General features: G+C 67.3%; 24 protein-coding genes and 1 tRNA gene. 18 read left to right on the top strand and 7 right to left on the bottom strand.

Annotation, left to right across the window (positions count from 1 at the left end):
- Positions 1 to 91: 91 nt before the first annotated feature.
- Both uvrA and WS64_RS13435 read left to right on the top strand, forming a co-directional pair.
- Positions 92 to 2977: an excinuclease ABC subunit UvrA gene (gene uvrA / locus WS64_RS13440; RefSeq protein WP_060966641.1), complete on the top strand. Its 2886-nt coding sequence runs from the start codon at positions 92 to 94 to the stop codon at positions 2975 to 2977.
- Positions 2978 to 3200: 223 nt separating this feature from the next.
- Complete coding sequence (locus WS64_RS13435; RefSeq protein ID WP_059575670.1) at positions 3201 to 4283, top strand: AI-2E family transporter; 1083 nt, start codon at positions 3201 to 3203, stop codon at positions 4281 to 4283.
- 93 nt (positions 4284 to 4376) lie between these two features.
- Here WS64_RS13435 and purU read toward each other — a convergent pair whose 3' ends face one another.
- The 5 genes from purU to WS64_RS13410 all read right to left on the bottom strand — a co-directional run bounded on the left by purU (position 4377) and on the right by WS64_RS13410 (position 9543).
- A complete protein-coding gene (purU, locus tag WS64_RS13430; RefSeq protein ID WP_059575690.1) occupies positions 4377 to 5261 on the bottom strand; it encodes a formyltetrahydrofolate deformylase in 885 nt (294 codons plus the stop codon).
- Between the two features lie 71 nt (positions 5262 to 5332).
- A complete protein-coding gene (locus WS64_RS13425; RefSeq protein WP_059642785.1) occupies positions 5333 to 6196 on the bottom strand; it encodes an NUDIX hydrolase in 864 nt (287 codons plus the stop codon).
- A gap of 5 nt (positions 6197 to 6201) precedes the next feature.
- The gene (locus tag WS64_RS13420) at positions 6202 to 6816 is read right to left on the bottom strand and encodes a LysE family translocator (protein WP_059575668.1); all 615 of its coding nucleotides are present in this window, start codon (positions 6814 to 6816) and stop codon (positions 6202 to 6204) included.
- A gap of 76 nt (positions 6817 to 6892) precedes the next feature.
- Entirely contained in the window at positions 6893 to 7459 is a 567-nt protein-coding gene (locus WS64_RS13415; RefSeq protein WP_059575666.1) for an adenine phosphoribosyltransferase, read from the bottom strand.
- A gap of 77 nt (positions 7460 to 7536) precedes the next feature.
- Positions 7537 to 9543, bottom strand: a complete 2007-nt coding sequence (locus tag WS64_RS13410) for a monovalent cation:proton antiporter family protein (RefSeq protein WP_059642787.1) — start codon at positions 9541 to 9543, stop codon at positions 7537 to 7539.
- A gap of 125 nt (positions 9544 to 9668) precedes the next feature.
- Here WS64_RS13410 and kdsD point away from each other — a divergent pair, with 125 nt between their 5' ends.
- The 11 genes from kdsD to WS64_RS13355 all read left to right on the top strand — a co-directional run bounded on the left by kdsD (position 9669) and on the right by WS64_RS13355 (position 18913).
- Positions 9669 to 10652 carry an arabinose 5-phosphate isomerase KdsD gene (gene kdsD, locus WS64_RS13405; protein ID WP_059575664.1) on the top strand — a complete coding sequence of 328 codons (984 nt, stop codon included), beginning with the start codon at positions 9669 to 9671 and terminating at the stop codon, positions 10650 to 10652.
- Positions 10652 to 11188: a KdsC family phosphatase gene (locus WS64_RS13400; protein WP_059575662.1), complete on the top strand. Its 537-nt coding sequence runs from the start codon at positions 10652 to 10654 to the stop codon at positions 11186 to 11188. Before kdsD ends, WS64_RS13400 begins: the two co-directional genes overlap by 1 nt.
- 3 nt (positions 11189 to 11191) lie before the next feature.
- The gene (lptC, locus tag WS64_RS13395; RefSeq protein ID WP_059506659.1) at positions 11192 to 11806 is read left to right on the top strand and encodes an LPS export ABC transporter periplasmic protein LptC; all 615 of its coding nucleotides are present in this window, start codon (positions 11192 to 11194) and stop codon (positions 11804 to 11806) included.
- 20 nt (positions 11807 to 11826) lie between these two features.
- A complete protein-coding gene (lptA, locus tag WS64_RS13390) occupies positions 11827 to 12492 on the top strand; it encodes a lipopolysaccharide transport periplasmic protein LptA (protein WP_006483139.1) in 666 nt (221 codons plus the stop codon).
- A complete protein-coding gene (gene lptB, locus WS64_RS13385; protein WP_059575659.1) occupies positions 12489 to 13265 on the top strand; it encodes an LPS export ABC transporter ATP-binding protein in 777 nt (258 codons plus the stop codon). The genes lptA and lptB overlap by 4 nt, the downstream gene beginning before the upstream one ends.
- Before the next feature lie 172 nt (positions 13266 to 13437).
- Positions 13438 to 14943, top strand: coding sequence for an RNA polymerase factor sigma-54 (locus WS64_RS13380; RefSeq protein ID WP_059642617.1), 1506 nt, complete (start codon positions 13438 to 13440; stop codon positions 14941 to 14943).
- Positions 14944 to 15102: 159 nt separating this feature from the next.
- Positions 15103 to 15462 carry a ribosome hibernation-promoting factor, HPF/YfiA family gene (gene hpf / locus WS64_RS13375; protein WP_006477786.1) on the top strand — a complete coding sequence of 120 codons (360 nt, stop codon included), beginning with the start codon at positions 15103 to 15105 and terminating at the stop codon, positions 15460 to 15462.
- A gap of 167 nt (positions 15463 to 15629) precedes the next feature.
- The gene (locus WS64_RS13370) at positions 15630 to 16169 is read left to right on the top strand and encodes a PTS sugar transporter subunit IIA (RefSeq protein WP_059575687.1); all 540 of its coding nucleotides are present in this window, start codon (positions 15630 to 15632) and stop codon (positions 16167 to 16169) included.
- Positions 16170 to 16298: 129 nt separating this feature from the next.
- Positions 16299 to 17267 carry an HPr(Ser) kinase/phosphatase gene (hprK, locus tag WS64_RS13365; RefSeq protein ID WP_006483133.1) on the top strand — a complete coding sequence of 323 codons (969 nt, stop codon included), beginning with the start codon at positions 16299 to 16301 and terminating at the stop codon, positions 17265 to 17267.
- Positions 17268 to 17341: 74 nt separating this feature from the next.
- Positions 17342 to 18250: an RNase adapter RapZ gene (gene rapZ / locus WS64_RS13360; protein WP_059642620.1), complete on the top strand. Its 909-nt coding sequence runs from the start codon at positions 17342 to 17344 to the stop codon at positions 18248 to 18250.
- A gap of 27 nt (positions 18251 to 18277) precedes the next feature.
- The gene (locus WS64_RS13355) at positions 18278 to 18913 is read left to right on the top strand and encodes an LON peptidase substrate-binding domain-containing protein (protein WP_011546241.1); all 636 of its coding nucleotides are present in this window, start codon (positions 18278 to 18280) and stop codon (positions 18911 to 18913) included.
- A gap of 113 nt (positions 18914 to 19026) precedes the next feature.
- Here WS64_RS13355 and mutY read toward each other — a convergent pair whose 3' ends face one another.
- Both mutY and mutM read right to left on the bottom strand, forming a co-directional pair.
- Positions 19027 to 20133, bottom strand: a complete 1107-nt coding sequence (mutY, locus tag WS64_RS13350; protein ID WP_059642623.1) for an A/G-specific adenine glycosylase — start codon at positions 20131 to 20133, stop codon at positions 19027 to 19029.
- A gap of 24 nt (positions 20134 to 20157) precedes the next feature.
- Positions 20158 to 20985 carry a bifunctional DNA-formamidopyrimidine glycosylase/DNA-(apurinic or apyrimidinic site) lyase gene (gene mutM, locus WS64_RS13345; protein ID WP_059642626.1) on the bottom strand — a complete coding sequence of 276 codons (828 nt, stop codon included), beginning with the start codon at positions 20983 to 20985 and terminating at the stop codon, positions 20158 to 20160.
- 246 nt (positions 20986 to 21231) lie between these two features.
- On the opposite strand from mutM, the gene WS64_RS13340 reads away from it, so the two are divergent.
- The 5 genes from WS64_RS13340 (at position 21232) to WS64_RS13320 (ending at position 25724) form a co-directional block, all read left to right on the top strand.
- Entirely contained in the window at positions 21232 to 23055 is a 1824-nt protein-coding gene (locus WS64_RS13340; RefSeq protein ID WP_059642629.1) for a tetratricopeptide repeat protein, read from the top strand.
- On the top strand, positions 23055 to 23675 hold the full coding sequence (lolB, locus tag WS64_RS13335; RefSeq protein WP_060966640.1) for a lipoprotein insertase outer membrane protein LolB: 621 nt from the start codon (positions 23055 to 23057) through the stop codon (positions 23673 to 23675). The genes WS64_RS13340 and lolB overlap by 1 nt, the downstream gene beginning before the upstream one ends.
- Before the next feature lie 28 nt (positions 23676 to 23703).
- On the top strand, positions 23704 to 24585 hold the full coding sequence (gene ispE / locus WS64_RS13330) for a 4-(cytidine 5'-diphospho)-2-C-methyl-D-erythritol kinase (RefSeq protein WP_059575646.1): 882 nt from the start codon (positions 23704 to 23706) through the stop codon (positions 24583 to 24585).
- A gap of 55 nt (positions 24586 to 24640) precedes the next feature.
- Positions 24641 to 24717: transfer RNA gene (locus WS64_RS13325), tRNA-Gln, on the top strand.
- Between the two features lie 44 nt (positions 24718 to 24761).
- On the top strand, positions 24762 to 25724 hold the full coding sequence (locus WS64_RS13320; RefSeq protein ID WP_059575643.1) for a ribose-phosphate pyrophosphokinase: 963 nt from the start codon (positions 24762 to 24764) through the stop codon (positions 25722 to 25724).
- Positions 25725 to 25885: the final 161 nt, after the last annotated feature.

The following is a 25885-nucleotide window of genomic DNA, read 5'->3' as shown; positions in this document are numbered from 1 at the left end:
GCCACCTGCCGCAAGGGCTGGGGGCCGTAAACGACGGTCTCGAAAAGCCGTTATAGTAGCAGGTTTGGTTTCCTCCATTTTCGCCAGGTTCATGGAACAGATCCGTATCCGTGGGGCACGCACCCACAACCTGAAAAACGTCAATCTCGACCTGCCGCGCCACAAGCTGGTCGTGATTACCGGGTTGTCCGGGTCGGGCAAGTCGTCGCTCGCGTTCGACACCCTTTATGCCGAGGGTCAGCGCCGCTACGTCGAGAGCCTGTCCGCCTATGCCCGCCAGTTCCTGCAGCTGATGGAGAAGCCCGACGTCGACCTGATCGAGGGGCTGTCGCCGGCGATCTCGATCGAGCAGAAGGCGACGTCCCACAACCCGCGTTCGACCGTCGGCACGGTCACGGAAATCCACGACTACCTGCGACTTTTGTACGCACGTGTCGGCACGCCGTACTGCCCCGATCACGACATCCCGCTCGAGGCGCAGAGCGTGTCGCAGATGGTCGACGCGGCGCTCGCGCTGCCCGAGGAAACCAAGCTGATGATCCTCGCGCCCGTCGTCGCGGATCGCAAGGGCGAGCATGTCGAGCTGTTCGAGGACATGCAGGCGCAGGGCTTCGTGCGCTTTCGCGTGCGCTCGGGCGGCGGCGCCGCGAACGAAGGCGCCGCGAAGATCTACGAGGTCGAGTCGCTGCCGAAGCTGAAGAAGAACGACAAGCACACGATCGACGTCGTCGTCGATCGCCTGAAGGTGCGCCCGGACATGAAGCAGCGGCTCGCCGAATCGTTCGAAACCGCGCTGCGCCTCGCCGACGGCCGCGCGATCGCGCTCGAGATGGATACCGACAAGGAGCACCTGTTCAGCTCGAAGTTCGCGTGCCCGATCTGCTCGTACTCGCTGCAGGAGCTCGAGCCGCGCCTGTTCTCGTTCAACAACCCGATGGGCGCGTGCCCGGAATGCGACGGCCTCGGCCAGATCACGTTCTTCGACCCGAAGCGGGTCGTCGCGCACCCGTCGCTGTCGCTTGCGGCCGGCGCGGTGAAGGGCTGGGACCGCCGCAACCAGTTCTACTTCCAGATGCTGCAGAGCCTCGCGGCGTTCTACGAATTCGACATCGACGCCGCGTTCGAGGATCTCCCCGAAAAGATCCGCAAGGTGCTGCTGTTCGGCTCGGGCAAGCAGACGATCCCGTTCTCGTACATCAACGAGCGCGGCCGCACGACGATCCGCGAGCACGTGTTCGAAGGGATCATCCCGAACCTCGAGCGCCGCTACCGCGAGACCGATTCGGTCGCGGTGCGCGAAGAGCTGTCGAAGTACCAGAACAACCAGCCGTGCCCGTCGTGCGACGGCACGCGCCTGCGCCGCGAGGCGCGCCACGTGCGGATCGGCACCGGCGACCATGCACGCGGCATCTATGAGATCAGCGGCTGGCCGCTGCGCGACGCGCTCGGCTATTTCGACGGGCTGACGCTCGACGGCGCGAAGCGCGAGATCGCCGACAAGGTGATCAAGGAAATCGTCGCGCGCCTGACGTTCCTGAACAACGTCGGGCTCGACTACCTGTCGCTCGAGCGCAGCGCCGAGACCTTGTCGGGCGGCGAGGCGCAGCGCATCCGGCTCGCGTCGCAGATCGGCTCGGGCCTCACGGGCGTGATGTACGTGCTCGACGAGCCGTCGATCGGCCTGCACCAGCGCGACAACGACCGCCTGATCGCGACGCTCAAGCATCTGCGCGACCTCGGCAACTCGGTGATCGTCGTCGAGCACGACGAGGACATGATCCGCACGGCCGACTACGTCGTCGACATGGGCCCCGGCGCCGGCGAGCACGGCGGCGTGGTGGTCGCCGAAGGCACGCCGAAGCAGGTGCAGTCCAACCCGCATTCGCTGACGGGCCAGTACCTCGTCGGCAAGCGCGTGATCGAGTACCCGGACGAGCGGCTCGCGCCCGATCCGGAGCGGATGCTGCGCATCGTCGACGCGCACGGCAACAACCTGAAGCACGTCGATCTCGAACTGCCGGTCGGCCTCCTGACCTGCATCACCGGCGTATCGGGCTCCGGCAAGTCGACGCTGATCAACGACACGCTGTATCACGCGGTCGCGCGCCACCTGTACGGCTCGGCCGCCGAGCCCGCGCCGCACGAGGCGATCGAGGGCCTCGAGCACTTCGATAAGGTGATCAACGTCGACCAGTCGCCGATCGGCCGCACGCCGCGCTCGAACCCGGCCACCTACACGGGCCTGTTCACGCCGATCCGCGAGCTGTTCTCGGGCGTGCCGACGTCGAAGGAGCGCGGCTACGATCCGGGCCGCTTCTCGTTCAACGTGAAGGGCGGCCGCTGCGAATCGTGCCAGGGCGACGGCGTGCTGAAGGTCGAGATGCACTTTTTGCCGGACGTCTACGTGCCGTGCGACGTGTGCCACGGCAAGCGCTACAACCGCGAAACGCTCGAAGTGCAGTACAAGGGCAAGAACATCAGCGAAGTGCTCGACATGACGGTCGAGCACGCGTACGAGTTCTTCAGCGCGGTGCCGGTCATCGCGCGCAAGCTGAAGACGCTGCTCGACGTCGGCCTCGGCTACATCCGCCTCGGCCAGTCGGCCACGACGCTGTCGGGCGGCGAGGCGCAGCGCGTGAAGCTGTCGCTGGAGCTGTCGAAGCGCGACACCGGCCGCACGCTGTACATCCTCGACGAACCGACCACGGGCCTGCACTTCCACGACATCGCGCTGCTGCTGGAAGTGATTCACCGGCTGCGCGACCAGGGCAACACGGTCGTGATCATCGAGCACAACCTCGACGTGATCAAGACCGCCGACTGGGTGATCGACCTCGGCCCCGAAGGCGGCGCCGGCGGCGGCCAGATCATCGCGCAAGGCACGCCCGAGCAGGTCGCGAAGACGAAGGCGAGCTTCACCGGCAAGTACCTCGCGCCGCTGCTGAAGCGTCCCACCCGCAAGGTCGCGGCCGGCTGACGCCTCCGTTCCGCCGTTCCCGCGCGCGGCCGCCCGGCCGCGCGCCCCCTCGTTTTCCCTTCTGCGTTTACACCACGCGCCAAACGGCCCGTTTGCGGACCATAATGGCAGCTATACTTTACGGTCGTAAGGTTCGCCATCCGCACCAATCCGGTGCGGCGCCGGGCGGCCCGCGCTCTGCCGCGCGCTCCGCGGCACGACACACGGACGACAGGAATCCACGATGGAGAAGCAACAAGAGTCGCGCGACACGCAGAACCGCGAGCCGCACCTGCGCAGCGTGCGGCTGACCAGCGACTTGAGCCTGCCGAAGCTGTCGGCACTCGAGATCGGCAGCTATCTCTTCGCGCTCGTCATGATGTGGCTCGTCCTCGAGCTGCGGCTGCTCGGCGGGATGCTGGCCGGCCTGCTCGTCTATCAGCTGATCCACACGATCGCACCCGTGATCGAACGCCATACCACCAGCATGCGCGCGCGCTGGGTCGCCGTCGTGCTGCTGTCGATCGCGATCGTCGGCGCGCTCACCGGCCTGACGCTCGGCATCATCGAGCATTTCGAGCACACGGTGCCGAACCTGCAGAGCCTGCTCGGCCAGCTGATGCAGATCGTCGAGCAAACCCGCGCGCGCACGCCGGCCTGGATCGCGAACCTGCTGCCCGTCGACGTCGAACAGATGAAGACGAAGGCGGCCGTGCTGATGCATTCGCACATGGACCAGCTCCAGCAAAGCGGCAAGAGCGTCGCGCGCGGCTTCGGCCACGTGCTGTTCGGGATGATCATCGGCGCGATGATCGCGATCGGCGTCGAGCAGGGCAAGGTGCGCCGGCCGCTGTCGACCGCGCTCGTCACGCGCGTGTCGCGCTTCGCCGATGCGTTCCGCCGGATCGTGTTCGCGCAGATCAAGATCTCGGCGATCAATGCGGCCTTCACCGGCATCTACCTGCTCGTCGCGCTGCCGATCTTCCACCAGCGGCTGCCGCTGTCGAAAACCCTCGTGCTCATCACGTTCATCGTCGGCCTGCTGCCGGTGATCGGCAATCTGATCTCGAACACGCTGATCGTCGCGGTGTCGCTGTCGGTCAGCATGGGCACCGCGATCGCGTCGCTCGCGTTTCTCGTGGTCATCCACAAGCTCGAATACTTCCTGAACGCGAAGATCATCGGCGGCCAGATCGAATCGCGCGCGTGGGAGCTGCTGCTTGCGATGCTGATCATGGAAGCCGCGTTCGGGCTGCCGGGCGTGATCGCCGCACCGATCTTCTATGCGTACCTGAAACGCGAGCTGTACCTGCTGCGGCTGATCTGACGCCGCCCGCTTGCCAACGGCAAACAAAAACGCCGCGCCCAGTGAAGGGCGCGGCGTTTTCGCTCGTGGAGCCAGCCTTCCGCGGCCGACGGATCAGCGGAACACGACCGTCTTCGTCCCGTTCAGCACGATCCGGTGCTCGACGTGCCACTTCACCGCCCGCGCGAGCGTCACGCACTCGACGTCGCGGCCGATCGCGGTCAGCTGGTCGGGCGTCATGCTGTGGTCGACGCGCTCGACTTCCTGCTCGATGATCGGGCCTTCGTCGAGATCGGTCGTCACGTAGTGCGCGGTCGCGCCGATCAGCTTCACGCCGCGGTCGAATGCCTGGTAGTAAGGCTTCGCGCCCTTGAAGCTCGGCAGGAACGAATGGTGGATGTTGATCGCGCGCCCGGCGAGCTGCTCGCACATGTTCGGCGACAGGATCTGCATGTAGCGCGCGAGCACGACGAGATCGGCCTGGTGCTCGTCGATCACTTCCAGCACGCGTGCTTCCTGCGCGGCCTTCGCGGCATCGGACGAACCGCCGACGAGCGGGAAGTGATGGAACGGAATGTTGTAGCTCGCGGCGAGCTGGTAGAACTCCTTGTGGTTCGACACGATCGCCGGGATCTCGATCGGCAACTGGCCGGTGCGATAGCGGAACAGCAGGTCGTTCAGGCAGTGGCCGATCTTCGACACCATGATCACGACGCGCGGCTTCACGGCCGCATCGTGCAGCTCCCAGCGCATCGAGAACTGCTCGGCGAGCGGCGCGAATTCGTTGCGAAGCGTGTCGAGCGCCGACGCGGCATCCACGCCGCCGCCGTCCTGCTCGAAGTGCACGCGCATGAAGAACTCGCCGGTGCGGCTGTCGCCGAACTGCGCGGAATCGAGGATGTTGTTGCTGCGCTCGAACAGGAAGCCCGAGACCGCATGGACGATGCCGTGCCGGTCGGGGCACGACAGTTTCAAGATAAAGCTGTGATCGGTCGGCATGACCGCGACTCCCATTGTTTCCGTATTCGTCAAATTGCCCGTTCGCGCCGCCAGGCCGCGCGCGGCGCGCGTCATGCGCCCGGCACGAACAGCGCGTCGATGCCGGCCGCGTCGGCCGCCGCAAGCCAGCGGTGGCGCAGCAGCGTATCGAGCGTCGCGAGGCTCGCATCCATCGTCGCGCGGCCTTCGCGCAGCCAGCCGATCACCTCGGGCACGCCGGCCAGCAGGTGCTCGGCCACTTCGCCGTCCTGGTTGCGCGGCGCGAAGTCGTGCGGCAGCGGCAGGTCGTACACGAAGATCAGCTCCGACTGCGTGCCTTCCGGCAGCGAGTTCAGCACCTGCACCGTGCGGCCCGCGATCGCGCGCGCCGCCAGGTCGGCCGGAATGCCGGCTTCTTCCCAGCACTCCTTCGCGAGCGTCTCGTGAACGCCCAGCCCCCAGCCGATCCCCCCCGCGACGACGTTGTCGAGCATGCCGGGGTCGGTGGCCTTGGTCTCGCTGCGGCGGCCGAGCCACATCTTCGGCGCGGCCGCGGCGGGCTCGCCGGGCGTAACCGCATATTCTACGATGCCGTTCACGTGCACCGCATAGGTCTGCGTGCCGAAGAAGCGCGACGCCGCGCGCTCGATGTACGCGAGCGGCGGATCGTCGAAGCGGTTGCGGATCGCGTAGATCTCGTCGCGCCAGCCGGGAATCGCGCCTTCCGCCGCGAGCGCGCCGATCGCCCCGGCCAGCGCCATGCTGCGCGCATCGACCGAATCGTAGCGCGCCGACAGCACGACGCGCTCGCCGGTCAGCTCGAACACGTCGGGCCAGCGCGCGAGCTTCGCGACGTCCTGGCGGCGCACCCAGCCCACCGCCTGGCCGGCGATCTCGAAACGCAGGTGCGCGGCCGGATCGAAGCGGCGCGCGGCCGCGATGCACGGAAACGTCATCGCGCTCAATCCTTCAGCGCGACGCGGATGCCGATCGCGATGAACGTCGCGCCGGCGATCCGGTCGAGCCACACGCCGGCCTTCGGGCGGCGCTTCAGCCATGCGCCGATCATGCCCGCGCCGACGCCGAACAGCGAGAAGACCGCGGCCGTCTGCAGCATGAACAGCGCGCCGAGCTCGAACATCTGCAGCGTCACGCCCTGCGCGCCGTGCGGATCGACGAACTGCGGCAGGAACACGACGAAGAACAGCGTGACCTTCGGGTTCATCAGGTTGCCGATCACGCTCTGCCGGAAGATCGTGCCGAGCGGCTGCGGCGGGCGCGCATGCGCGTTCGCGAGGCCCTGGCTGCGCAGCGCCTTGATGCCGATCCACACGAGGTACGCGGCGCCCGCGAGCTTCAGGATCTGGAACGCGACCGGCGACGAACGCAGCACGGCCGCGACGCCGAGCGCCGCGAGCGTCGTGTGGAACAGGATCCCCGCCGTGAAGCCGAGCGCGGCGACGAAGCCGGCCGCGCGGCCCTGCGAGATGCCGCGTGCGAGCACCTGCAGGTTGTCGGGACCCGGCGCGAACGTGATCGCGATCGACGTGGCGAGAAACAGCATGAAGTTGGGCATCGTGAACCTCGCTGCGGAAGGTGAACCAGGCGCGAACCAGCGCAAACCGGGGCGGCAGGCCCCGACGGACCGGCGTTCAGTGGCCGGAGAATTCGGTAACGGTATAGACGGGCAACCCGGCGTTGCGCAGCAGCGCCGAGCCGCCGAGATCGGGCAGATCGATGATCGACGCGCCTTCGACGACCACCGCGCCGAGCCGCTGCAGCAGGTTGCGCCCCGCCATCATCGTGCCGCCGGTCGCGATCAGGTCGTCCATGATGATCACGCGGTCGCCGGGGCGGCACGCGTCTTCGTGGATCTCGACCGTCGCGCTGCCGTATTCGAGATCGTACGATTCCGAACGCGTCTTGTACGGCAGCTTGCCGACCTTGCGGATCGGCACGAAACCGACGCTCAGCTCGTACGCGACGATCGGCGCGATGATGAAGCCGCGCGCATCGAGGCCCGCGACGTAGTCGAGCTTCGCATCGACATAGCGTTCGACGAACAGGTCGACGAGGATGCGCAGCGCCTTCGGGCTCTGCAGCAGCGTCGTGATGTCGCGGAACTGCACGCCCGGCTGCGGCCAGTCCGGCACCGTGCGGATCTGGCTGTGGATGAAGGCGACCGGATCGAGCGGTGCGCCCGGCGACGAATGCGGCATGAAACTCTCCGAAAAAAACGGTGCGCGAAGATCGGGCACCGTTTCTGATCAATACGGGTCAGGTTGCGAATCGCGGCTCACGCAGCCGCGGCCGGCGGATCGCGCCGATGGCGCGACAACCGCTCCTCCGCGAGCGCGAGCGCCTCGGGCAGCCCGCGCAGCACCACGATGTCGCTCGCGCGCAGCTTGGTCTGCGGATCGGGTTCGACGCCGCGGATGCCGTGCCGGCGGATCGCCGTGACCTCCAGCCCGAGCGCGTACAGCCCGAGTTCTTCCAGCGACCGCCCGACCGCGTCCGCGCGCGCATCGACCGGCACCGATTGTAGCCGCACCTGCTCGTGATCGTCGTCGTCCGCGTCATCGGCGCCGCGGAAATAGCCGCGCAGCAGGCTGTAGCGCTCGTCGCGCATCTCCTCGACGCGCCGCACGACCTTGCGCATCGGCACGCCGACCAGCACCAGCGTGTGCGACGCGAGCATCAGGCTGCCCTCGACGATCTCCGGAATCACCTCGGTCGCGCCGGCCGCCAGCAGCTTTTCGAGATCGGCATCGTCGACGGTGCGCACGATCGCCGGCAGCGTCGGCTCCAGCTCGTGCACGTGATGCAGCACGCGCAGCGCGGACGGCGTGTTCGCGTAGGTGATCGCGACGGCCGCCGCCCGGTGGATACCGGCCGCGACCAGCGACTCGCGGCGCGCGGCGTCGCCGAACACGACCGATTCGCCGGCCGTCGCGGCCGCGCTCACGCGATCGGGGTCGAGGTCGAGCGCGACGTACGAAATGCCTTCCTGCTCGAGCATGCGCGCGAGGTTCTGCCCGGCGCGGCCGTAGCCGCAGATGATCACGTGGCCGCGCTGCTTGAGGCTTTGCGTCGCGATCCGCGTCATCTGCAGCGACTGCTGCATCCATTCGGTCGACGACAGCCGCATCACGATGCGGTCGGCGTTCTGGATCAGGAACGGCGCGGCGAGCATCGACAGCAGCATCGACGCGAGGATCGCCTGCAGCAGCGTCGAGTCGACGAGATGCCGGTCGAGGATCAGGTTCAGCAGCACGAAGCCGAATTCGCCGGCCTGCGCGAGGCCGATGCCCGTGCGCATCGCGACGCCCGGCGTCGCGCCGAACAGCCGCGCGAGCCCGGCGATCATCGTCGCCTTGAACAGGATCTGCCCGACGAAGAAGCCGAGCACGATCAACGGATGCTCCCAGATCACGCGCGGATCGAGCAGCATCCCCGTCGTCACGAAGAACAGCCCGAGCAGCACGTCGCGAAACGGCTTGATGTCCTCCTCCACCTGATGGCGGAACGGCGTCTCGGAAATGAGCATCCCGGCGATGAACGCGCCGAGCGCGAGCGACAGCCCGAAGCGGTCGGTGATGAACGCCGCGCCGAGCGTGACGAGCAGCAGGTTCAGCACGAACAGCTCCTGCGAGCGGCGCCGCGCGACCACGTTGAGCCAGCGCGTCATGAAGCGCTGGCCGATGACCAGCAGCAGCGCGAGCGCGATCACGATCTTGACCGCCGCGAAGCCGAGCGTGAGCGCGAGATCCTTCGACGATTCGGCGCCGAACGCGGCGATCACGATCAGCAGCGGCACGACCGCGAGATCCTGGAACAGCAGCACGCCGAAGATGTTGCGGCCGTGCTCCGTCTCGATCTCGAGCCGCTCGGCGAGCATCTTCGACACGATCGCCGTCGACGACATCGCGAGCGCGCCGCCGAGCGCGATGCTGCCTTGCCACGTGATGTGCACCCAGTGCTCGAACAGCGCGCCCAGCACGAGCGCGAGCAGGAGCGTCGCGACGACCTGCAGCAGGCCGAGCCCGAACACGAGCCGCTGCATCGCCCTCAGCTTCGCCAGCGAGAATTCGAGGCCGATCGAGAACATCAGGAACACCACGCCGAACTCCGCGAGATGCTCGGCCCGTTCGAGATCCGCCGCGACGCCGAACGCGTGCGGGCCGACCAGGATGCCGACGGTCAGGTAGCCGAGCATCGGCGGCAGGTTCAACGAGCGGAATACGACGACGCCCACCACCGAGGCCAGCAGCAGCAGCAGGGTCATTTCGAGCGGGGAAATCACGGGCGAAGCGTCCTCGTTCGTCGGGGCCACGGCAATGCGGGCGCGGGTGGTGGCGGTGGACACGCGACATCGGACGAGTCCGAAGGCGCGGCGCGGCGAACAAACGCCTTTGCTATACTCCGCGCATGATAGCGAAAATCAATGATGACCGGGCGCTCGCGCTCGCCCGCGACGTGCTCGACATCGAGGCGGACGCCGTGCGCGCGCTGCGCGACCAGCTCGACGGCGGCTTCGTCCAGGCCGTGGCGCTGCTGCTCGGCTGCCGCGGCCGCGTCGTGGTCTCGGGCATCGGCAAATCGGGGCATATCGCCCGCAAGATCGCGGCCACGCTGGCCAGCACCGGCACGCCGGCCTTCTTCGTCCACCCTGCCGAGGCCAGCCACGGCGACCTCGGGATGGTCACCTCCGACGACGTCTTCATCGGCATCTCCTATTCCGGCGAATCGGAAGAACTCGTCGCGATCCTGCCGCTCGTGAAGCGGATCGGCGCGAAGCTGATCGCGATCACGGGCCGTGCGGAGTCGAGCCTCGGCACGCTCGCCGACGTGAACCTGAACGCCGCGGTCTCGAAGGAAGCGTGCCCGCTGAACCTCGCGCCCACCGCGAGCACGACCGCCGCGCTCGCGCTCGGCGACGCGCTCGCCGTCGCCGTGCTCGACGCGCGCGGCTTCGGCTCGGAAGATTTCGCGCGCTCGCATCCGGGCGGCGCGCTCGGCCGGCGCCTGCTCACCTACGTGCGCGACGTGATGCGCTCCGGCGACGACGTCCCGGCCGTCGGGCTCGACGCGACGCTGTCGGACGCGCTGTTCCAGATCACCGCGAAGCGCCTCGGCATGACGGCCGTGGTCGACGCCGACGGCAAGGTCGCCGGCATCTTCACGGACGGCGACCTGCGCCGCGTGCTCGCGCGCGACGGCGATTTCCGCACGCTGCCGATCACCGAAGTCATGACGCGCGAGCCGCGCACGATCGCGCCGGATCACCTGGCGGTCGAGGCCGTGGAACTGATGGAGCGCCACCGGATCAACCAGATGCTGGTCGTCGATGCCGACGGCGCGCTGATCGGCGCGCTGAACATGCACGACCTGTTTTCGAAGAAGGTGATCTGATGAGCGCAGCGCTGACTGCGGCCGAACGCGCGAGCCGCGTGAAGCTGATGATTTTCGACGTCGACGGCGTACTGACCGACGGCGGCCTGCTGTTTACCGCGGCCGGCGACACGATGAAGTCGTTCAATTCGCTCGACGGCCACGGCGTGAAGCTGCTCGGCGAGGCCGGCATCGCGACCGCGATCATCACGGGCCGCCGCTCGGACATCGTCGCGGCGCGCGCGAAGGAAATGAAGATCGCGCACCTGTTCCAGGGCGTCGAGAACAAGCTCGCCGTGTTCGCCGACCTGATCGCATCGCTCGGCCTGACGGCCGACGCATGCGGCTACATGGGCGACGACTGGCCCGACCTGCCGGTGATGCTGCGCTGCGGCTTCGCCGCGGCCCCCGCGAACGCGCACCCCGAGGTGATCGCCCGCGCGCACTGGGTCGCCGAGGCGCGTGGCGGCCACGGCGCGGTGCGTGAAGTCTGCGATGCGGTCCTGCGCGCGCAGCGCCGCTACGACGCGCTGCTCGCCGCCGCCTGCGGAGCCTGACCGATGAGCACGCATTTCCGCTGGACCCAGATGCTGCCGCTCGCCGCGGTCGCCGCGCTCGCGGGCGTCACGTGGTGGCTGCTGCAGGCCACGCTGCCGCCGCCCGGCGAGGGCGCCGCGCAGCCGAAGCGCCACACGCCCGACTATTTCGCGGACAACTTCTCGGTCACCGAGCTCGACCAGTCCGGCACGACCCAGTACCGGCTGACGGCCGCGAAGCTGGTCCATTACGAAGATACCGAAAGCAGCGACCTGACCGATCCGGCCATGCGCGCGTTCCAGCCCGGCAAGCCGGTCGTGACGACCACCGCGAAGCGCGGCACCGTCAACGGCGACGTGTCGATCGTCGACTTGTACGACGACGCGCGCATCCTGCGCGCGGCCGGCGGCGGCGATCCGCAGATGCAGGCCGATTCCCAGCATTTCCGGATCTTCGTCAATGACGATGTGATCCAGACCGAAAAGCCGGTTAAACTTCAGCGCGGCCTGTCGCTCGTCAACGCGACCGACGGCATGAAGTACAACAACGTCACCCGGGTCATCGAGCTTTACGGCAACGTGCGCGGCACGATCGCCGCGGCGGACACGTCCGGCGGCTCGAAAGGTCAACCCAAGTGACGCATCCCTCACGTGACTGCATGAACGAACCGTTCCCTCGACAGATTTCCGGCGGCGCTGCGCGCGCCGTCCGCGCCGCGCTCGCCGCGACGCTCGTGGCGCTCCCGCTCGTCGGGCTGGCGCCGCTCGCCCATGCCGAGAAGGCCGACCAGAACAAGCCGATCAACGTCGAGGCCGACAACCTGACCTATGACGATCTGAAGCAGGTCACGGTCGCGACCGGCAACGTCGTGATCACGAAGGGCACGATCATCATCAAGGGCGATCGCGTCGAAGTGCGCCAGGACCCGGAAGGCTATCAGTACGCGACGTCGTTCGGCAGCGGCAAGAAGCACGCGACGTTCCGCCAGAAGCGCGAAGGCCTCGACGAGTACATCGACGGCGACGCCGAACGCATCGACTACGACGGCAAGCAGGACCTGACCACGCTGACCACCGCCGCGACCGTGCGCCGCCTGCAGGGCACGTCGACGGTCGCCGACACCGTGCACGGCAGCGTGATCACGTACGACGGCCAGCGCGACTTCTACACCGCGAAGGGCGGCAAGGACGTCGCCGCGCCGGGCAACCCGAACGGCCGCGTGCGCGCGATGCTGTCGCCGAAGAACGGCGGCCCCGCGCCGCTGAACGGGGCGCCGGCCAAGCTGTCGCCGTCGACCACGATCCAGGGAGCGCCGGGCCAATGAACGCGCTCCCGAACCGCCAGCCGGCCGGCACCACGAGCTCGCTCGTCGTCCGCAACCTGAAGAAGCGCTACGGCTCGCGCACGGTCGTCAAGGACGTGTCGCTCGACGTGAAGAGCGGCGAGGTCGTCGGCCTGCTCGGCCCGAACGGCGCCGGCAAGACCACGTCGTTCTACATGATCGTCGGCCTCGTACCGACGGACGCGGGCGAAATCTCGCTGAACGGCAGCTCGATCGGCCTGCTGCCGATCCACAAGCGCGCGTCGCTCGGCCTGTCGTACCTGCCGCAGGAAGCATCCGTGTTCCGCAAGCTGACCGTCGAGGAAAACATCCGCGCGGTGCTCGAGCTGCAGCACGGCGAAGACGGCAAGCGGCTGTCGAAGGATGCGATCTCGGCGCGCACCGAGGCGCTGCTCGACGAGCTGCAGATCGGCCACCTGCGCGAGAACCCCGCGCTGTCGCTGTCGGGCGGCGAACGGCGCCGCGTCGAAATCGCGCGCGCGCTCGCGACCAACCCGAGCTTCATCCTGCTCGACGAACCGTTCGCCGGCGTCGACCCGATCGCCGTGCTCGAGATCCAGAAGATCGTCAAGTTCCTGAAACAGCGCAACATCGGCGTGCTGATCACGGACCACAACGTCCGCGAAACGCTCGGCATCTGCGACCACGCTTACATCATCAGCGACGGTTCGGTGCTGGCCGCCGGCGCGCCGAGCGAAATCATCGAAAACGAAAGCGTGCGCCGCGTGTACCTCGGCGAGCACTTCCGCATGTAACGTCCTCCTCGTGGCTGGCTGCACCCCGCCCGGCAGCGCCGCGCGGGGCTGCGCCCCGCTTTGCATCCACGCCCGCGGGCATGCCCGCGGCCGGGCGGCGCGCCACGCGTAATCGCGGATGGCTCAACGCGCCTGGGTCGTGGCAAACTGCCGGTATGACTCCCTCCTTGCCATGAAAGCCAGCCTTCAACTCCGCCTGTCGCAACATCTTGCGCTGACGCCCCAGCTGCAGCAGTCGATCCGGCTCCTGCAGTTGTCGACGCTCGAATTGCAGCAGGAAGTCGCGATGGCCGTCGCGCAGAACCCGCTGCTCGAGAACGACGACGAATGGATCGCGAGCCCGCTGCGCGTCGCCGCGGACGGATCGCTGATCGCGCAGACGCCCCCCGCATCGAACACCGAACCCGCCGCGGCCAACGGCACCAGTACGTCCAGCGATCGCGCGGAACGCGACGAGCCGGCAGGCGCCGACGAATACGACGGCTATGCGTCCGGCGACGGCAGCGACGGCCCGCAGTGGAATCTCGACGAATACGGCCGCTCGAGCGGCGCGTCCGACGACGACGATCTGCCGCCGCTGCAGGTGCAGGAAGCCGCGACGTCGCTGCGCGACCACCTGTCCGCGCAGTTGCGCGTCACGCAGGCCGGCCCGCGCGATCGCGCGCTCGTGATGTTCCTGATCGAATCGCTCGACGACGACGGCTATCTGACCGCCACGCTCGACGAAGTGCTCGCCGATCTGCCGCCCGAGCTGGAAATCGACTGCGACGAACTGAACGCGGCGCTCGCGCTGCTGCACAGCTTCGACCCGGCCGGCGTCGGCGCGCGCTCGGCCTCCGAATGCCTGAAGCTGCAGTTGCTGCGTCTCGATCCGTCCCCCACGCGCACGCTCGCGCTCGAGATCGTGTCGCAGCATCTCGAACTGCTCGCCGCACGCGACTTCACACGGTTGCGCAAGCACCTGAAGGCGACCGACGACGCGCTGCGCGACGCGCACGCGCTGATCCGCTCGCTGGAGCCGTTCCCCGGCGCCGCATACGGGAAGGCCGAGGCTGACTACGTCGTGCCCGACATCATCGTGAAGAAGGCCGGCCAGGGCTGGCTCGCGGAGCTCAATCCGGAGGTCGTGCCGCGCCTGCGGATCAACAACCTGTACGCGAACATCCTGCGCAACAGCCGCGGCGACCCGTCGGCCGGATCGTTGAAACAGCAGCTCCAGGAAGCGCGCTGGCTGATCAAGAACATCCAGCAGCGTTTCGACACGATCCTGCGTGTCGCGCAGGCTATTGTCGAGCGTCAGAAGAATTTCTTCGCGCACGGTGAAATTGCCATGCGCCCCTTGGTTTTGCGGGAAATAGCTGATACGCTGGGCCTACACGAGTCGACTGTCAGCCGTGTGACAACCGGGAAGTACATGCTGACCCCGTTCGGGACGCTTGAATTTAAGTACTTCTTCGGATCTCACGTCTCGACCGACACCGGTGGCGCCGCCTCGTCGACCGCCATCCGAGCCCTCATCAAGCAACTGATAGGAGCTGAAGACCCAAAATCGCCACTTTCGGACAGCCGCATTGCCGAGCTGCTGGCAGAACAGGGGTTCGTGGTCGCGCGCCGCACGGTTGCGAAATATCGCGAAGCCCTCAAGATCCCGGCAGTGAATCTGCGCAAGTCTCTTTAAGCCTGCTGCCTGCCCGGCGGCAGGCGTGTCCCGACCACCGCGCACACGGGGAACAGGCCGGGCGACCTGTCCGCGATACGCCGCCTTCGTGCGGCACGGGCAAGTCGACCGGAGCGCCGCCTCGATGCGGCCGGGTGGTCACTCGCTTGGAGAAGCACTATGAACCTGAAGATCAGTGGACATCATCTCGAAGTCACGCCTGCAATTCGCGAATACGTGATCACCAAGCTGGACCGGGTGCTACGGCATAGCGATCAGGTGATCGATGGCACTGTGATCCTCTCGGTCGACAACCACAAGGAAAAGGACAAGCAGCAGCGCGCGGAAATCAACCTGCACCTGAAGGGCAAGGACATCTTCGTCGAAAGCGCGAACGGCAACCTGTACGCCGCGATCGATCTGCTGATCGACAAGCTGGATCGCCAGGTCGTCAAGCACATGGAGCGCCTGCAAACGCACGCGCACGACCCGATCAAGCTTCAACCGTCGATCGACCAGATCGAACTGCCGCCGCAGTGATCGTCACCGCAACACGCACGCCGCCCGGTTCGCCGGGCGTTTTTTTTGCCACTCCGAGCGCAGGTGCAACCGGTCCGACCGTGCTGCGCCACGCGCGCGGCTGTGCTCTATAATGTCCCGGTTATCGCCGGGGGGTGTTGGATGCGGTAGCGGCGTTGCAGGTTGCCATGCCACATGCCTTGATATCGCCGAACATGGAAAATCAGTCCGCCGCCGCAAGGAGACCCCAGGCCGCCCAATCGCCTGCCAACATGAATCGCCTAGCCAAAATCCTGCCCATAGAGAACGTCGTCATCGACCTCTCGGTCACCAGCAAGAAACGCGTCTTCGAACAAGCCGGGCTGATGTTCGAGAATCAGAACGGCATCGGCCGCAGCACCGTCACGGACAACCTGTTCGCGCGCGAGCGCCTCGGTTCGACCGGGCTCGGCGAAGGTGTCGCGATTCCGCACGGCCGCATCAAGGGCCTCAAGCATCCGCTCGCCGCGTTCGTCCGCCTCGCCGATGCAATCCCGTTCGAAGCGCCCGACGGCCAGCCGGTCAGCCTCCTGATCTTCCTGCTCGTCCCCGAGCAAGCCACGCAGCAGCACCTCGAGATCCTGTCGGAGATCGCGCAACTGCTGTCCGATCGCGACGCGCGCGAGCGTCTGCACAACGAAACGGATATCGCCGAGTTGCATCGCCTGCTCACTCAGTGGCAACCTTGAGTTGTTCCGGGCGGAATATTTCCCCGTACGAGGCGGCGCATGCCGCCGTCCAGGGCCGCCCGGCGCCGGCCCGGCATGGCGACGTCCGTCGCCGCGCGCCCGCACCGGCCCATTGGAGTGACGAGAGTCATGGATACGTCCAGCATCAACGCCCAGAGCATCTTCGACGACAACGCAGCCACGCTGAAACTGAGCTGGCTGACGGGGCATGAAGGCTGGGAACGCGGCTTTTCGGCCGACACGGTCGGCAACGCGACATCGAGCGCCGACCTCGTCGGCCACCTGAACCTGATCCACCCGAACCGGATCCAGGTGCTCGGCGAAGCCGAAATCGACTACTACCAGCGCCAGACCGACGAAGACCGCTCGCGCCACATGGCCGAGCTGATCGCGCTCGAGCCGCCGTTCCTCGTCGTCGCCGGCGGCGCGGCGGCGCCGCCCGAACTGGTGCTGCGCTGCACGCGCTCGTCCACGCCGCTGTTCACGACGCCGATGTCGGCCGCCGCGGTGATCGACAGCCTGCGGCTCTACATGTCGCGCATCCTCGCGCCGCGCGCGACGCTGCACGGCGTGTTCCTCGACATCCTCGGGATGGGCGTGCTGCTGACCGGCGATTCGGGCCTCGGCAAAAGCGAGCTCGGCCTCGAGCTGATCAGCCGCGGCCACGGCCTCGTCGCCGACGACGCGGTCGATTTCGTCCGTCTTGGCCCCGATTTCGTCGAAGGGCGCTGCCCGCCGCTGCTGCAGAACCTGCTCGAAGTGCGCGGCCTCGGCCTGCTCGACATCAAGACGATCTTCGGTGAAACCGCGGTGCGGCGGAAAATGAAGCTGAAGCTGATCGTCCAGCTCGTGCGGCGCCCCGACGGCGAATTCCAGCGCCTGCCGCTCGAAAGCCAGACCGTCGACGTGCTCGGCTTGCCGATCAGCAAGGTCACGATCCAGGTCGCGGCCGGCCGCAACCTCGCGGTGCTCGTCGAGGCGGCCGTCCGGAACACGATCCTGCAGTTGCGCGGAATCGACACGTTGCGCGATTTCATGGATCGGCAACGACTCGCGATGCAAGATCCCGACAGTCAGTTCCCCGGCAAACTGGTGTAACCCGCACGCGCCGGCCGCGCAACGCCGACGCGTCGAGCCGGTGCTATGATGAAACGTCAGGATTCTCTGTTCCCATGCGCATCGTCCTCATCACCGGCATCTCCGGCTCAGGCAAGTCCGTCGCGCTGAACGCGCTCGAGGACGCAGGCTATTACTGCGTCGACAACCTGCCGCCGCACGTGCTCCCCGAACTCGCCCGCTACCTTGCGCAGGACGGCCAGCGCCGGCTCGCGGTCGCGATCGACGCGCGCTCGAGCGCGTCGCTCGACGAAATGCCCGGCCTGATCCGCGAGCTGTCCCGCGAGCACGACGTGCGCGTGCTGTTCCTCAACGCGAGCACGCAGGCGCTGATCCAGCGCTTCTCCGAAACGCGCCGCCGCCATCCGCTGTCCGGCTCGCTGTCGCACGACGCGGACGTCGGCCTGCTGTCGTCGCTCGAGGAAGCGATCGAGCGCGAGCGCGAGCTGGTCGCGCCGCTCGCCGAATTCGGCCACCAGGTCGACACCAGCACGCTGCGCGCGAATGTGCTGCGCACCTGGGTCAAGCGCTTCATCGAGCAGAAGAACAACGACCTGATGGTGATGTTCGAATCGTTCGGCTTCAAGCGCGGCGTGCCGCTCGACGCCGACCTGATGTTCGACGTGCGCGCGCTGCCGAATCCGTACTACGACCACGAGTTGCGCCCGCTCACCGGGCTCGACCAGCCGGTCATCGCCTTTCTCGACGCACTGCCGATCGTCCACCAGATGATCGACGACATCCATGCGTTCCTGATGAAATGGCTGCCGCACTTCCGCGATGACAACCGCAGCTACCTGACCGTGGCCATCGGCTGCACGGGCGGCCAGCATCGCTCGGTGTTCATCGCGGAAACGCTCGCCGCGCGCCTGGCGCGCGAGGCGAACGTGATCGTGCGGCATCGTGACGCGCCAGTGGATGTCGACGCGTCGTCGCGGCTCGTCTCCGAGGTCGACCGACCCTAGCGACACCCGCCCCCACGCCCGCGCGCCATGTCCTCCCTATCGACCACCCTGATCGACCTGCCGCTGTTTCCGCTGCACACGGTGCTGTTTCCGGGAGGGCTGCTCCCGCTCAAGGTGTTCGAGGCGCGCTATCTCGACATGTCGCGCGCCTGCCTGCGCGACGACGCACCGTTCGGCGTGTGCCTGCTCAAGAGCGGGCCCGAAGTCGCGCAGGACGGCGCGGTGTCGGTGCCCGAGACCATCGGCTGCATGGCGCGCATCACCGAGTGCGATACCGGCGAGTTCGGGATGCTGTATCTGCAGGCGGTCGGCACGCAGCGTTTCGAGCTGCTGTCGTATCGCGTCGAAGGCAACGGGCTGCTGGTCGGCATCGCGGAGCCGCTGCCCGACGACATCCCGCTCGAAGGCGAACAGGCGCTCGCGCAGTTCGGCTCGTGCGCCGAGGTGCTCGAGCGCATCATCGACGCGCTGAAGAAGTCCGATCCGGAGAAAATGCCGTTCGGCGAACCGTTCCGCCTCGACGATCCGAGCTGGGTATCGAACCGTCTCGCGGAACTGCTGCCGCTCGACCTGCGCGCACGGCAGAAGCTGATGGAGTTTCCGGACGTCGGCGCGCGCATCGACGCCGTGCACCACGTGCTCGACCGGCACGGCTGGCTGTAACGCCCGCGCCCGCTCCGTCGCGCATCGCGCGTCGCGCCCGCCCGAAAACCTCTCCTGCGCGCGGCCACCCGGCGCCTTCCCGCACGCGGCCCGCGCCGCGCCCTTCCCGTTCGTTACAGCAGCGGCCCGCTCAGCGCGTCGAGCAGCTTGCGCACGGGCGCCGGCACGCCGTACGCGTCGAGCCGGCTCAGCGGCACCCACGCGGTGTCCGCGTCCCGCGCCTGCGACGGCAGGCCGCCGCCGTCCGCCACATCGCTCAGCCGCGGCTCGATCTCGAGCCGGAAATGCGTGAACGTGTGCGTGAGCGGCGCGAGCGGCACCGTGCCGCCGCCGCCGAAGCCGCGCGCGAGATCGGCCAGCGCGGCATCGCCGTCCGCTTGCGGCAGGCTCCACAGCCCGCCCCAGATGCCGGTCGGCGGCCGTCGCTCCAGCAGCACGGCGTCGCCGTCGCGCAGCACGAGCATCCAGGTCTTGCGCGTCGGCACGGCCTTCTTCGGCCGCGCGGCCGGCAGTTCGCGCTGGCGGCCGGTCGATTGCGCGACGCAGTCGCCCGCGAACGGGCAGCGCGCGCAGTCGGGCTTGCCGCGCACGCACAGCGTCGCGCCCAGATCCATCAGCCCCTGCGTATACGCGCTCACGTCGGCCGCGTTCGCGGCATCGGGCAGCAGCGATTCGGCGAGCGCCCACATGTCGTTCTCGACACGCTTCTCCCCCGGAAAGCCCTCGACGCCGAATACCCGCGCAAGCACGCGCTTCACGTTGCCGTCGAGGATCGTCGCGCGCGCGCCGTACGCGAACGACGCGATCGCGGCGGCCGTCGAGCGGCCGATGCCCGGCAGTTCGGCCAGCGCGTCGGGCGTCGCCGGAAACGCGCCGCCGTGCTCGGCGACGACGACCTGCGCGCAGCGGTGCAGGTTGCGCGCGCGCGAGTAGTAGCCGAGCCCCGCCCACAACGCCATCACGTCGTCGCTCGGCGCGGCCGCGAGCGCGGCGACGTCGGGGTAGCGGTCGAGAAAGCGCGTGTAATACGGAATGACGGTCGACACCTGGGTCTGCTGCAGCATGATTTCCGACAGCCAGATCCGGTACGGATCGCGGGTGTTCTGCCACGGCAGGTCATGGCGGCCATGCTCGCGCTGCCACGCGACGAGACGCGTGGCGAACGTGCGATGCAGCGGCGTGACGGGGAACGGAGCGGGGGCGATGCGGGGCGGCTTCAAGTTGTCTGATCGTGGAAAAGGGTTTCAACGCTGGCACGTCGGGCAGAAATAGGTCGACCGCTGGCCCTGCACGATCTGGCGAACCGACGCGCCGCAGACGCGGCACGGCTGGCCCGCACGATCATAGACGAAGCAGTCGAGCTGGAAGTAGCCGCTTTCGCCGTTGCTGCCGACGAAGTCGCGCAACGTGCTGCCGCCGCGCTCGATCGCGTCGGCGAGCGTCGCGCGCACCGCGTCGGCCAGCCGCTCGTAGCGCGCCAGCGAAACCTTGCCGGCGGCCGTCGTCGGCCGGATGCCCGCGCGAAACAGGCTCTCCGACGCATAGATGTTCCCGACGCCGACGACCATGTCGCCCGCGAGCAGCGCCTGCTTGACCGATACCGTGCGGCCGCGCGTGCGCGCGTGCAGCAGCGCGCCGGTGAACGCCGGCGAGAACGGCTCGACGCCGAGGCTCGCGAGGAGCGGATGCGCATGCACGTCGCCTGCTTCGCGCGGGTGCCACAACACGGCGCCGAAACGGCGCGGGTCGCGAAACCGCAGCACGAACTCGTCGAAGATCCAGTCGATGTGGTCGTGCTTCGCGGCGACCGGCACGCCGGCCGCGGGAAGCACACGCAGCGTGCCGGTCATCCCGAGATGGACGATGAACCAGCCGGCATCGACTTCGAACAGCAGGTACTTGCCGCGGCGCTCGACGGCGAGCACCTCGCGCGCGCGCAACTGCTCGGCGAGCCCCGCCGGCACGGGCCAGCGCAGCATCGCGGTACGGACGTCGACACGCTCGACGCGGCGGCCCGCGACAAAGGGCTCGATGCCCCGGCGCGTGACTTCGACTTCTGGCAACTCTGGCATGTTTTGCGGGTCTGAGGCTACGGTCTGCTTGCATGGGGAACGCGCATGCGCCGCCGCGCGAGCGGCCGCTCTCGCGACTCCCCCGAATGAAACACGGGAATGCCCGAAATCGCCCGCCCGGCAGCACGCGAGGCGCGCGATTTCGGGCATTCGCATCGGGATTCCACAGGCAAGCGGACCCTATCACGATCGTGCGTGTATTGTAGCGAGCGCGTTACAATCGGTTGAAACATCGAACGGATTTCCATGACTCTGCCCTCGAAGCTGCTTCAGAAGCGCCCCGCCGCCGTGCGCGGCGCGCGCGCCTTCCCGGTCCGTCGTGCACTCGGCGCCGCGCTGTTTGCCGCCTGGACCCTCACCGCCTTCCCGGCCCACGCGCAGGATCCGGCATCGGACGACGCGCAGCCGCAGGGTGCGTTCGAGCATGTGATGCCGGACGAGCAGAAGAATCTCCCCGGCGTGCCGCTGACGAGCCAGATCGTCTACCAGGTGCTCGCCGCCGAGGTCGCGCTCCAGCGCAACCAGCCGGCGCCGGCCTACCAGACCTACCTCGCGCTCGCCCGCGACACGCGCGATCCGCGCATGGCGCAGCGCGCGACCGAAATCGCGCTCGGCGCACAGAGCCCGGCCGACGCGCTGTCCGCCGCGAATCTGTGGCGTCAGTACGCGCCGGATTCGAACCGCGCGTCGCAGGTCGACGCCGCGCTGCTGGTGCTCGCCGGCAAGCCGGCCGACGCGCAGCCGATGCTCGCGCGCGAGCTGGCCCGCGCGACCGGCGAGACGCGCGGCCCGGCGATCCTCGCGCTGCAGGCGCTGCTCGTGCGCGGCCCCGACCGCGTCGGCGGCCTCGCGGTGCTGAAGGACATGCTGAAGAACGACATGAGCCGCCCCGAGGCGCAGCTCGCGATCGCACGCCAGCAGCTTGCGGTCGACGACAAGGACGGCGCCGCGCAGTCGCTGAAGCAGGCGCTGCAGATCCGCCCCGACTACCTGCCGGCTGCGTTGATGCTGTCGCAGATGGGGCCGGCGGAACGCGCGGCGGGCATCGCGTCGTTCGAGAAATATGTTCAGCAGAATCCGAAGTCACGCGACGCACGGCTCGCGCTGTCGCAGCTCTATCTCGCCGACGACCGCCTCGACGATGCGCAGAAGCAGTTCGAGACGATGCGCAAGCTCGACGCGAAGGATCCGACGCCGCTGATGGCGCTCGCGCTGATCAAGATCCAGCAGAAGAAACTCGACGAGGCGACCGGCTACCTGAAGCAGTACGTGCAGCTCGGCGACAAGCAGCCGAACCTCGACGTCGGCCAGGGCTACATCTACCTCGCTCAGATCGCGATCGACCAGAACAACGATGCGCAGGCGTCGCAATGGCTCGACAAGGTCGACCAGACGAGCCAGCACTACCTGCCCGCGCAGATCACGCGCGCGCAACTGTTGCAGAAACAGGGCAAGACCGACGAGGCGCGCAAGGTGCTCGACAACCTGCCGATCACGGATCCGCGCGACGCGGCCGTGGTGGCGCGCACCGATGCGTCGATCCTGTTCACCGCGAAGCGCTATCCGGAAGCGGAAGCGCGGCTCGGACAGGCCGTCCAGGACTTCCCGGACGATCCCGACCTGCGCTACGACTACGCGATGGCGGCCGAAAAGACGGGCCACTACGCGACGATGGAAAAGCAGTTGCGCGAGCTGATCCGTACGCAGCCCGACAATCCGCAGGCCTACAACGCGCTCGGCTATTCGCTCGCCGACCGCAACCAGCGCCTGCCCGAGGCCAGCAAGCTGATCGACAAGGCGATGTCGCTCGCGCCGAACGACGCATACATCATGGACAGCCTCGGCTGGGTGAAGTACCGGATGGGCGACACGGCCGGCGCGACGAAGGTGCTGCAGCGCGCATACGAACTGCAGCCGAACGCCGAAATCGGCGCGCATCTCGGCGAAGTGCTGTGGAAGAGCGGCGCGCAGGACGACGCGCGCAACGCGTGGCGCGCCGCGCGGAAGCTCGAACCCGACAACGAAACGCTCGTGCAGACGCTGAAACGCCTGCAGATCAACGACCTTTGATGCGGATGTTCCCGATGTTTTCCCTGCCCTCGCGCGCGCAGCGCACGCTGGCCGCGGCCGGCGCGGCACTCGTGCTCGCCGGCTGCGCGAGCACGCCGCCGTCGGCCAACGCACCGACGGGCGCCGTGCTGCAGACGGCGGCGACCCATGCGTACCACGGCCGCTTCGCGGTGCGGTACGACGATCGTCTCGGCAACCCGCAGAACGTGTACGGCAACTTCGACTGGCAGGAGCACGGCGACGACGTGTCGCTCGAACTGCGCAGCCCGCTCGGCCAGACACTCGCGGTCGTGAAATCGACGCCGCGCGCGGCGTCGCTCGAATTGCCGAACCGCCCGACCCAATATGCGCCCGACGTCGGCGACCTGATGCAGAAAGCGCTCGGCTTCGAGTTGCCGCTCGCGGGCCTGCGCTACTGGCTGCTGCCCACCGCCGCGCCGGCGACGCCCGCGGAAACGGTGCGCGACCCGGCCGACGGCACGCGCATCAAGCAGCTCCGCCAGGACGGCTGGACGATCGACTACCTTGCCTACGCGGATGCCCCGGCCACGGGCGTCAAACGTGTCAACCTCGTGCGCGCGACGCCGCCGCTCGACATCAAGCTCGTGCTCGATCAGTGAGCACGCGCGCTTAAGCCCCGATACCCGCATGACCGATTCGACCCGCTCGCTGCGCAACTGCCTGGCGCCCGCGAAACTCAACCTGTTCCTGCACATCACCGGCCGCCGTCCGAACGGCTATCACGATCTGCAGAGCGTATTCCAGCTGCTGAACTGGGGCGACACGCTGCACTTCACGCGCCGCGACGACGGCCGCGTCGCACGCGTGACCGACGTGCCGGGCGTGCCCGAGGAAAGCGATCTCGTCGTGCGCGCGGCCAATCTGCTGAAAGCGCATACGGGCGCGGCGCACGGCGTCGACATCGAGATCGACAAGATCCTGCCGATGGGCGCCGGCCTCGGCGGCGGCAGCTCCGACGCGGCGACGACGCTGCTCGCGCTGAACCGCCTGTGGCAACTGGATCTGCCGCGCGCGGAACTCCAGTCGCTCGCGGTCAAACTCGGCGCCGACGTCCCGTTTTTTATTTTCGGAAAAAATGCGTTCGCGGAGGGTATCGGAGAAGAATTAGCTGAGGTAGAATTGCCGACTCGCTGGTTCCTGGTTGTGACGCCACGCGTTCATGTCCCGACCGCTGAAATATTTTCAGATGAGTTATTGACAAGAGATACGAAGCCCGTCACAATTGCTGACTTTCTTGCACAGCAAACCAGCGATGCGGGATGGCCAGATAGCTTCGGCCGGAACGATATGCAGGAAGTTGTAACAAGGAAGTACGCGGAAGTTGCGCAGGTGGTCAAATGGTTGTATGATGTGACCCCCGCGAGGATGACCGGCTCCGGAGCAAGTGTGTTTGCAGCGTTTCACAGCAAGCACGAGGCAGAAGCGGCGAAAGCCAAACTGCCCGCCAGTTGGAATGGCGCAGTTGCCGAGAGCCTGAACGAGCATCCGCTCTTCGCTTTCGCGTCATGAAGTTTTACTTTGCCGAACGGCCTACACAAGTTCGGTGAAGTTATCAGTTAAGTGTAGGGGAGTCGCCAAGTTGGTCAAGGCACCGGATTTTGATTCCGGCATGCGAGGGTTCGAGTCCTTCCTCCCCTGCCAAAAATTTTCCCGCATTTCCCGCCCAAGCCTGAAGCAGGTGCACGATGAGCAGCCACAGCCATGATGGCCTGATGGTCTTTACTGGCAACGCGAATCCCGCGCTCGCCCAGGAAGTCGTCAGTATCCTTGGTATTCCCCTCGGCAAAGCAATGGTCAGCCGTTTCTCCGACGGCGAGATCCAGGTCGAGATCCAGGAAAACGTGCGCGGCAAGGATGTCTTCGTCCTGCAATCCACGTGCGCACCGGCGAACGACAACCTGATGGAACTGATGATCATGGTCGATGCGCTCAAGCGCGCATCCGCCGGCCGGATCACCGCTGCCATCCCCTACTTCGGCTATGCCCGTCAGGATCGCCGCCCGCGTTCGGCGCGCGTCGCGATCTCGGCGAAGGTCGTCGCGAACATGCTGGAAATCGCCGGCGTCGAGCGGATCATCACGATGGATCTGCACGCCGACCAGATTCAAGGCTTCTTCGACATCCCGGTCGACAACATCTACGCGACGCCGATCCTGCTGGGCGACCTGCGCAAGCAGAACTACTCGGATCTGCTCGTCGTGTCGCCGGACGTCGGCGGCGTGGTGCGTGCCCGGGCGCTCGCGAAGCAGCTCAACTGCGATCTCGCGATCATCGACAAGCGTCGCCCGAAGGCGAACGTCGCCGAAGTGATGAACATCATCGGTGAAGTCGAAGGCCGCACCTGCGTGATCATGGACGACATGGTCGATACGGCCGGCACGCTCTGCAAGGCCGCGCAAGTGCTGAAGGACCGCGGCGCGAAGCAGGTGTTCGCCTACGCGACGCACCCGGTGCTGTCGGGCGGCGCCGCTGACCGCATCGCCGCATCGGCACTCGACGAGCTGGTCGTCACCGATACGATCCCGCTGTCGGCCGAATCGCTGGCGTGCTCGAAGATCCGCTCGCTGACGAGCGCGAGCCTGCTGGCCGAGACGTTCTCGCGGATTCGCCGCGGCGATTCGGTGATGTCGCTGTTCGCGGAATCCTGATCGCGAGTCGACGCAACAAAGCATGCGCGGAAAGCGAAGCGGCAACGCTTCGCTTTTTGCACAATCGGACGGGATAGACGAAACCCCGGCCGTTTCATCGGGGGCCGCCATTTGATGGCCCCGTTTTACTGCCTGGTCGCGGGCAGCCATTGGAGAATCAC

Origin of the sequence: Burkholderia anthina, assembly GCF_001547525.1 — a bacterium.
Lineage (GTDB): Bacteria > Pseudomonadota > Gammaproteobacteria > Burkholderiales > Burkholderiaceae > Burkholderia > Burkholderia semiarida.
This window is presented reverse-complemented; position numbering and strand designations above follow the sequence as displayed.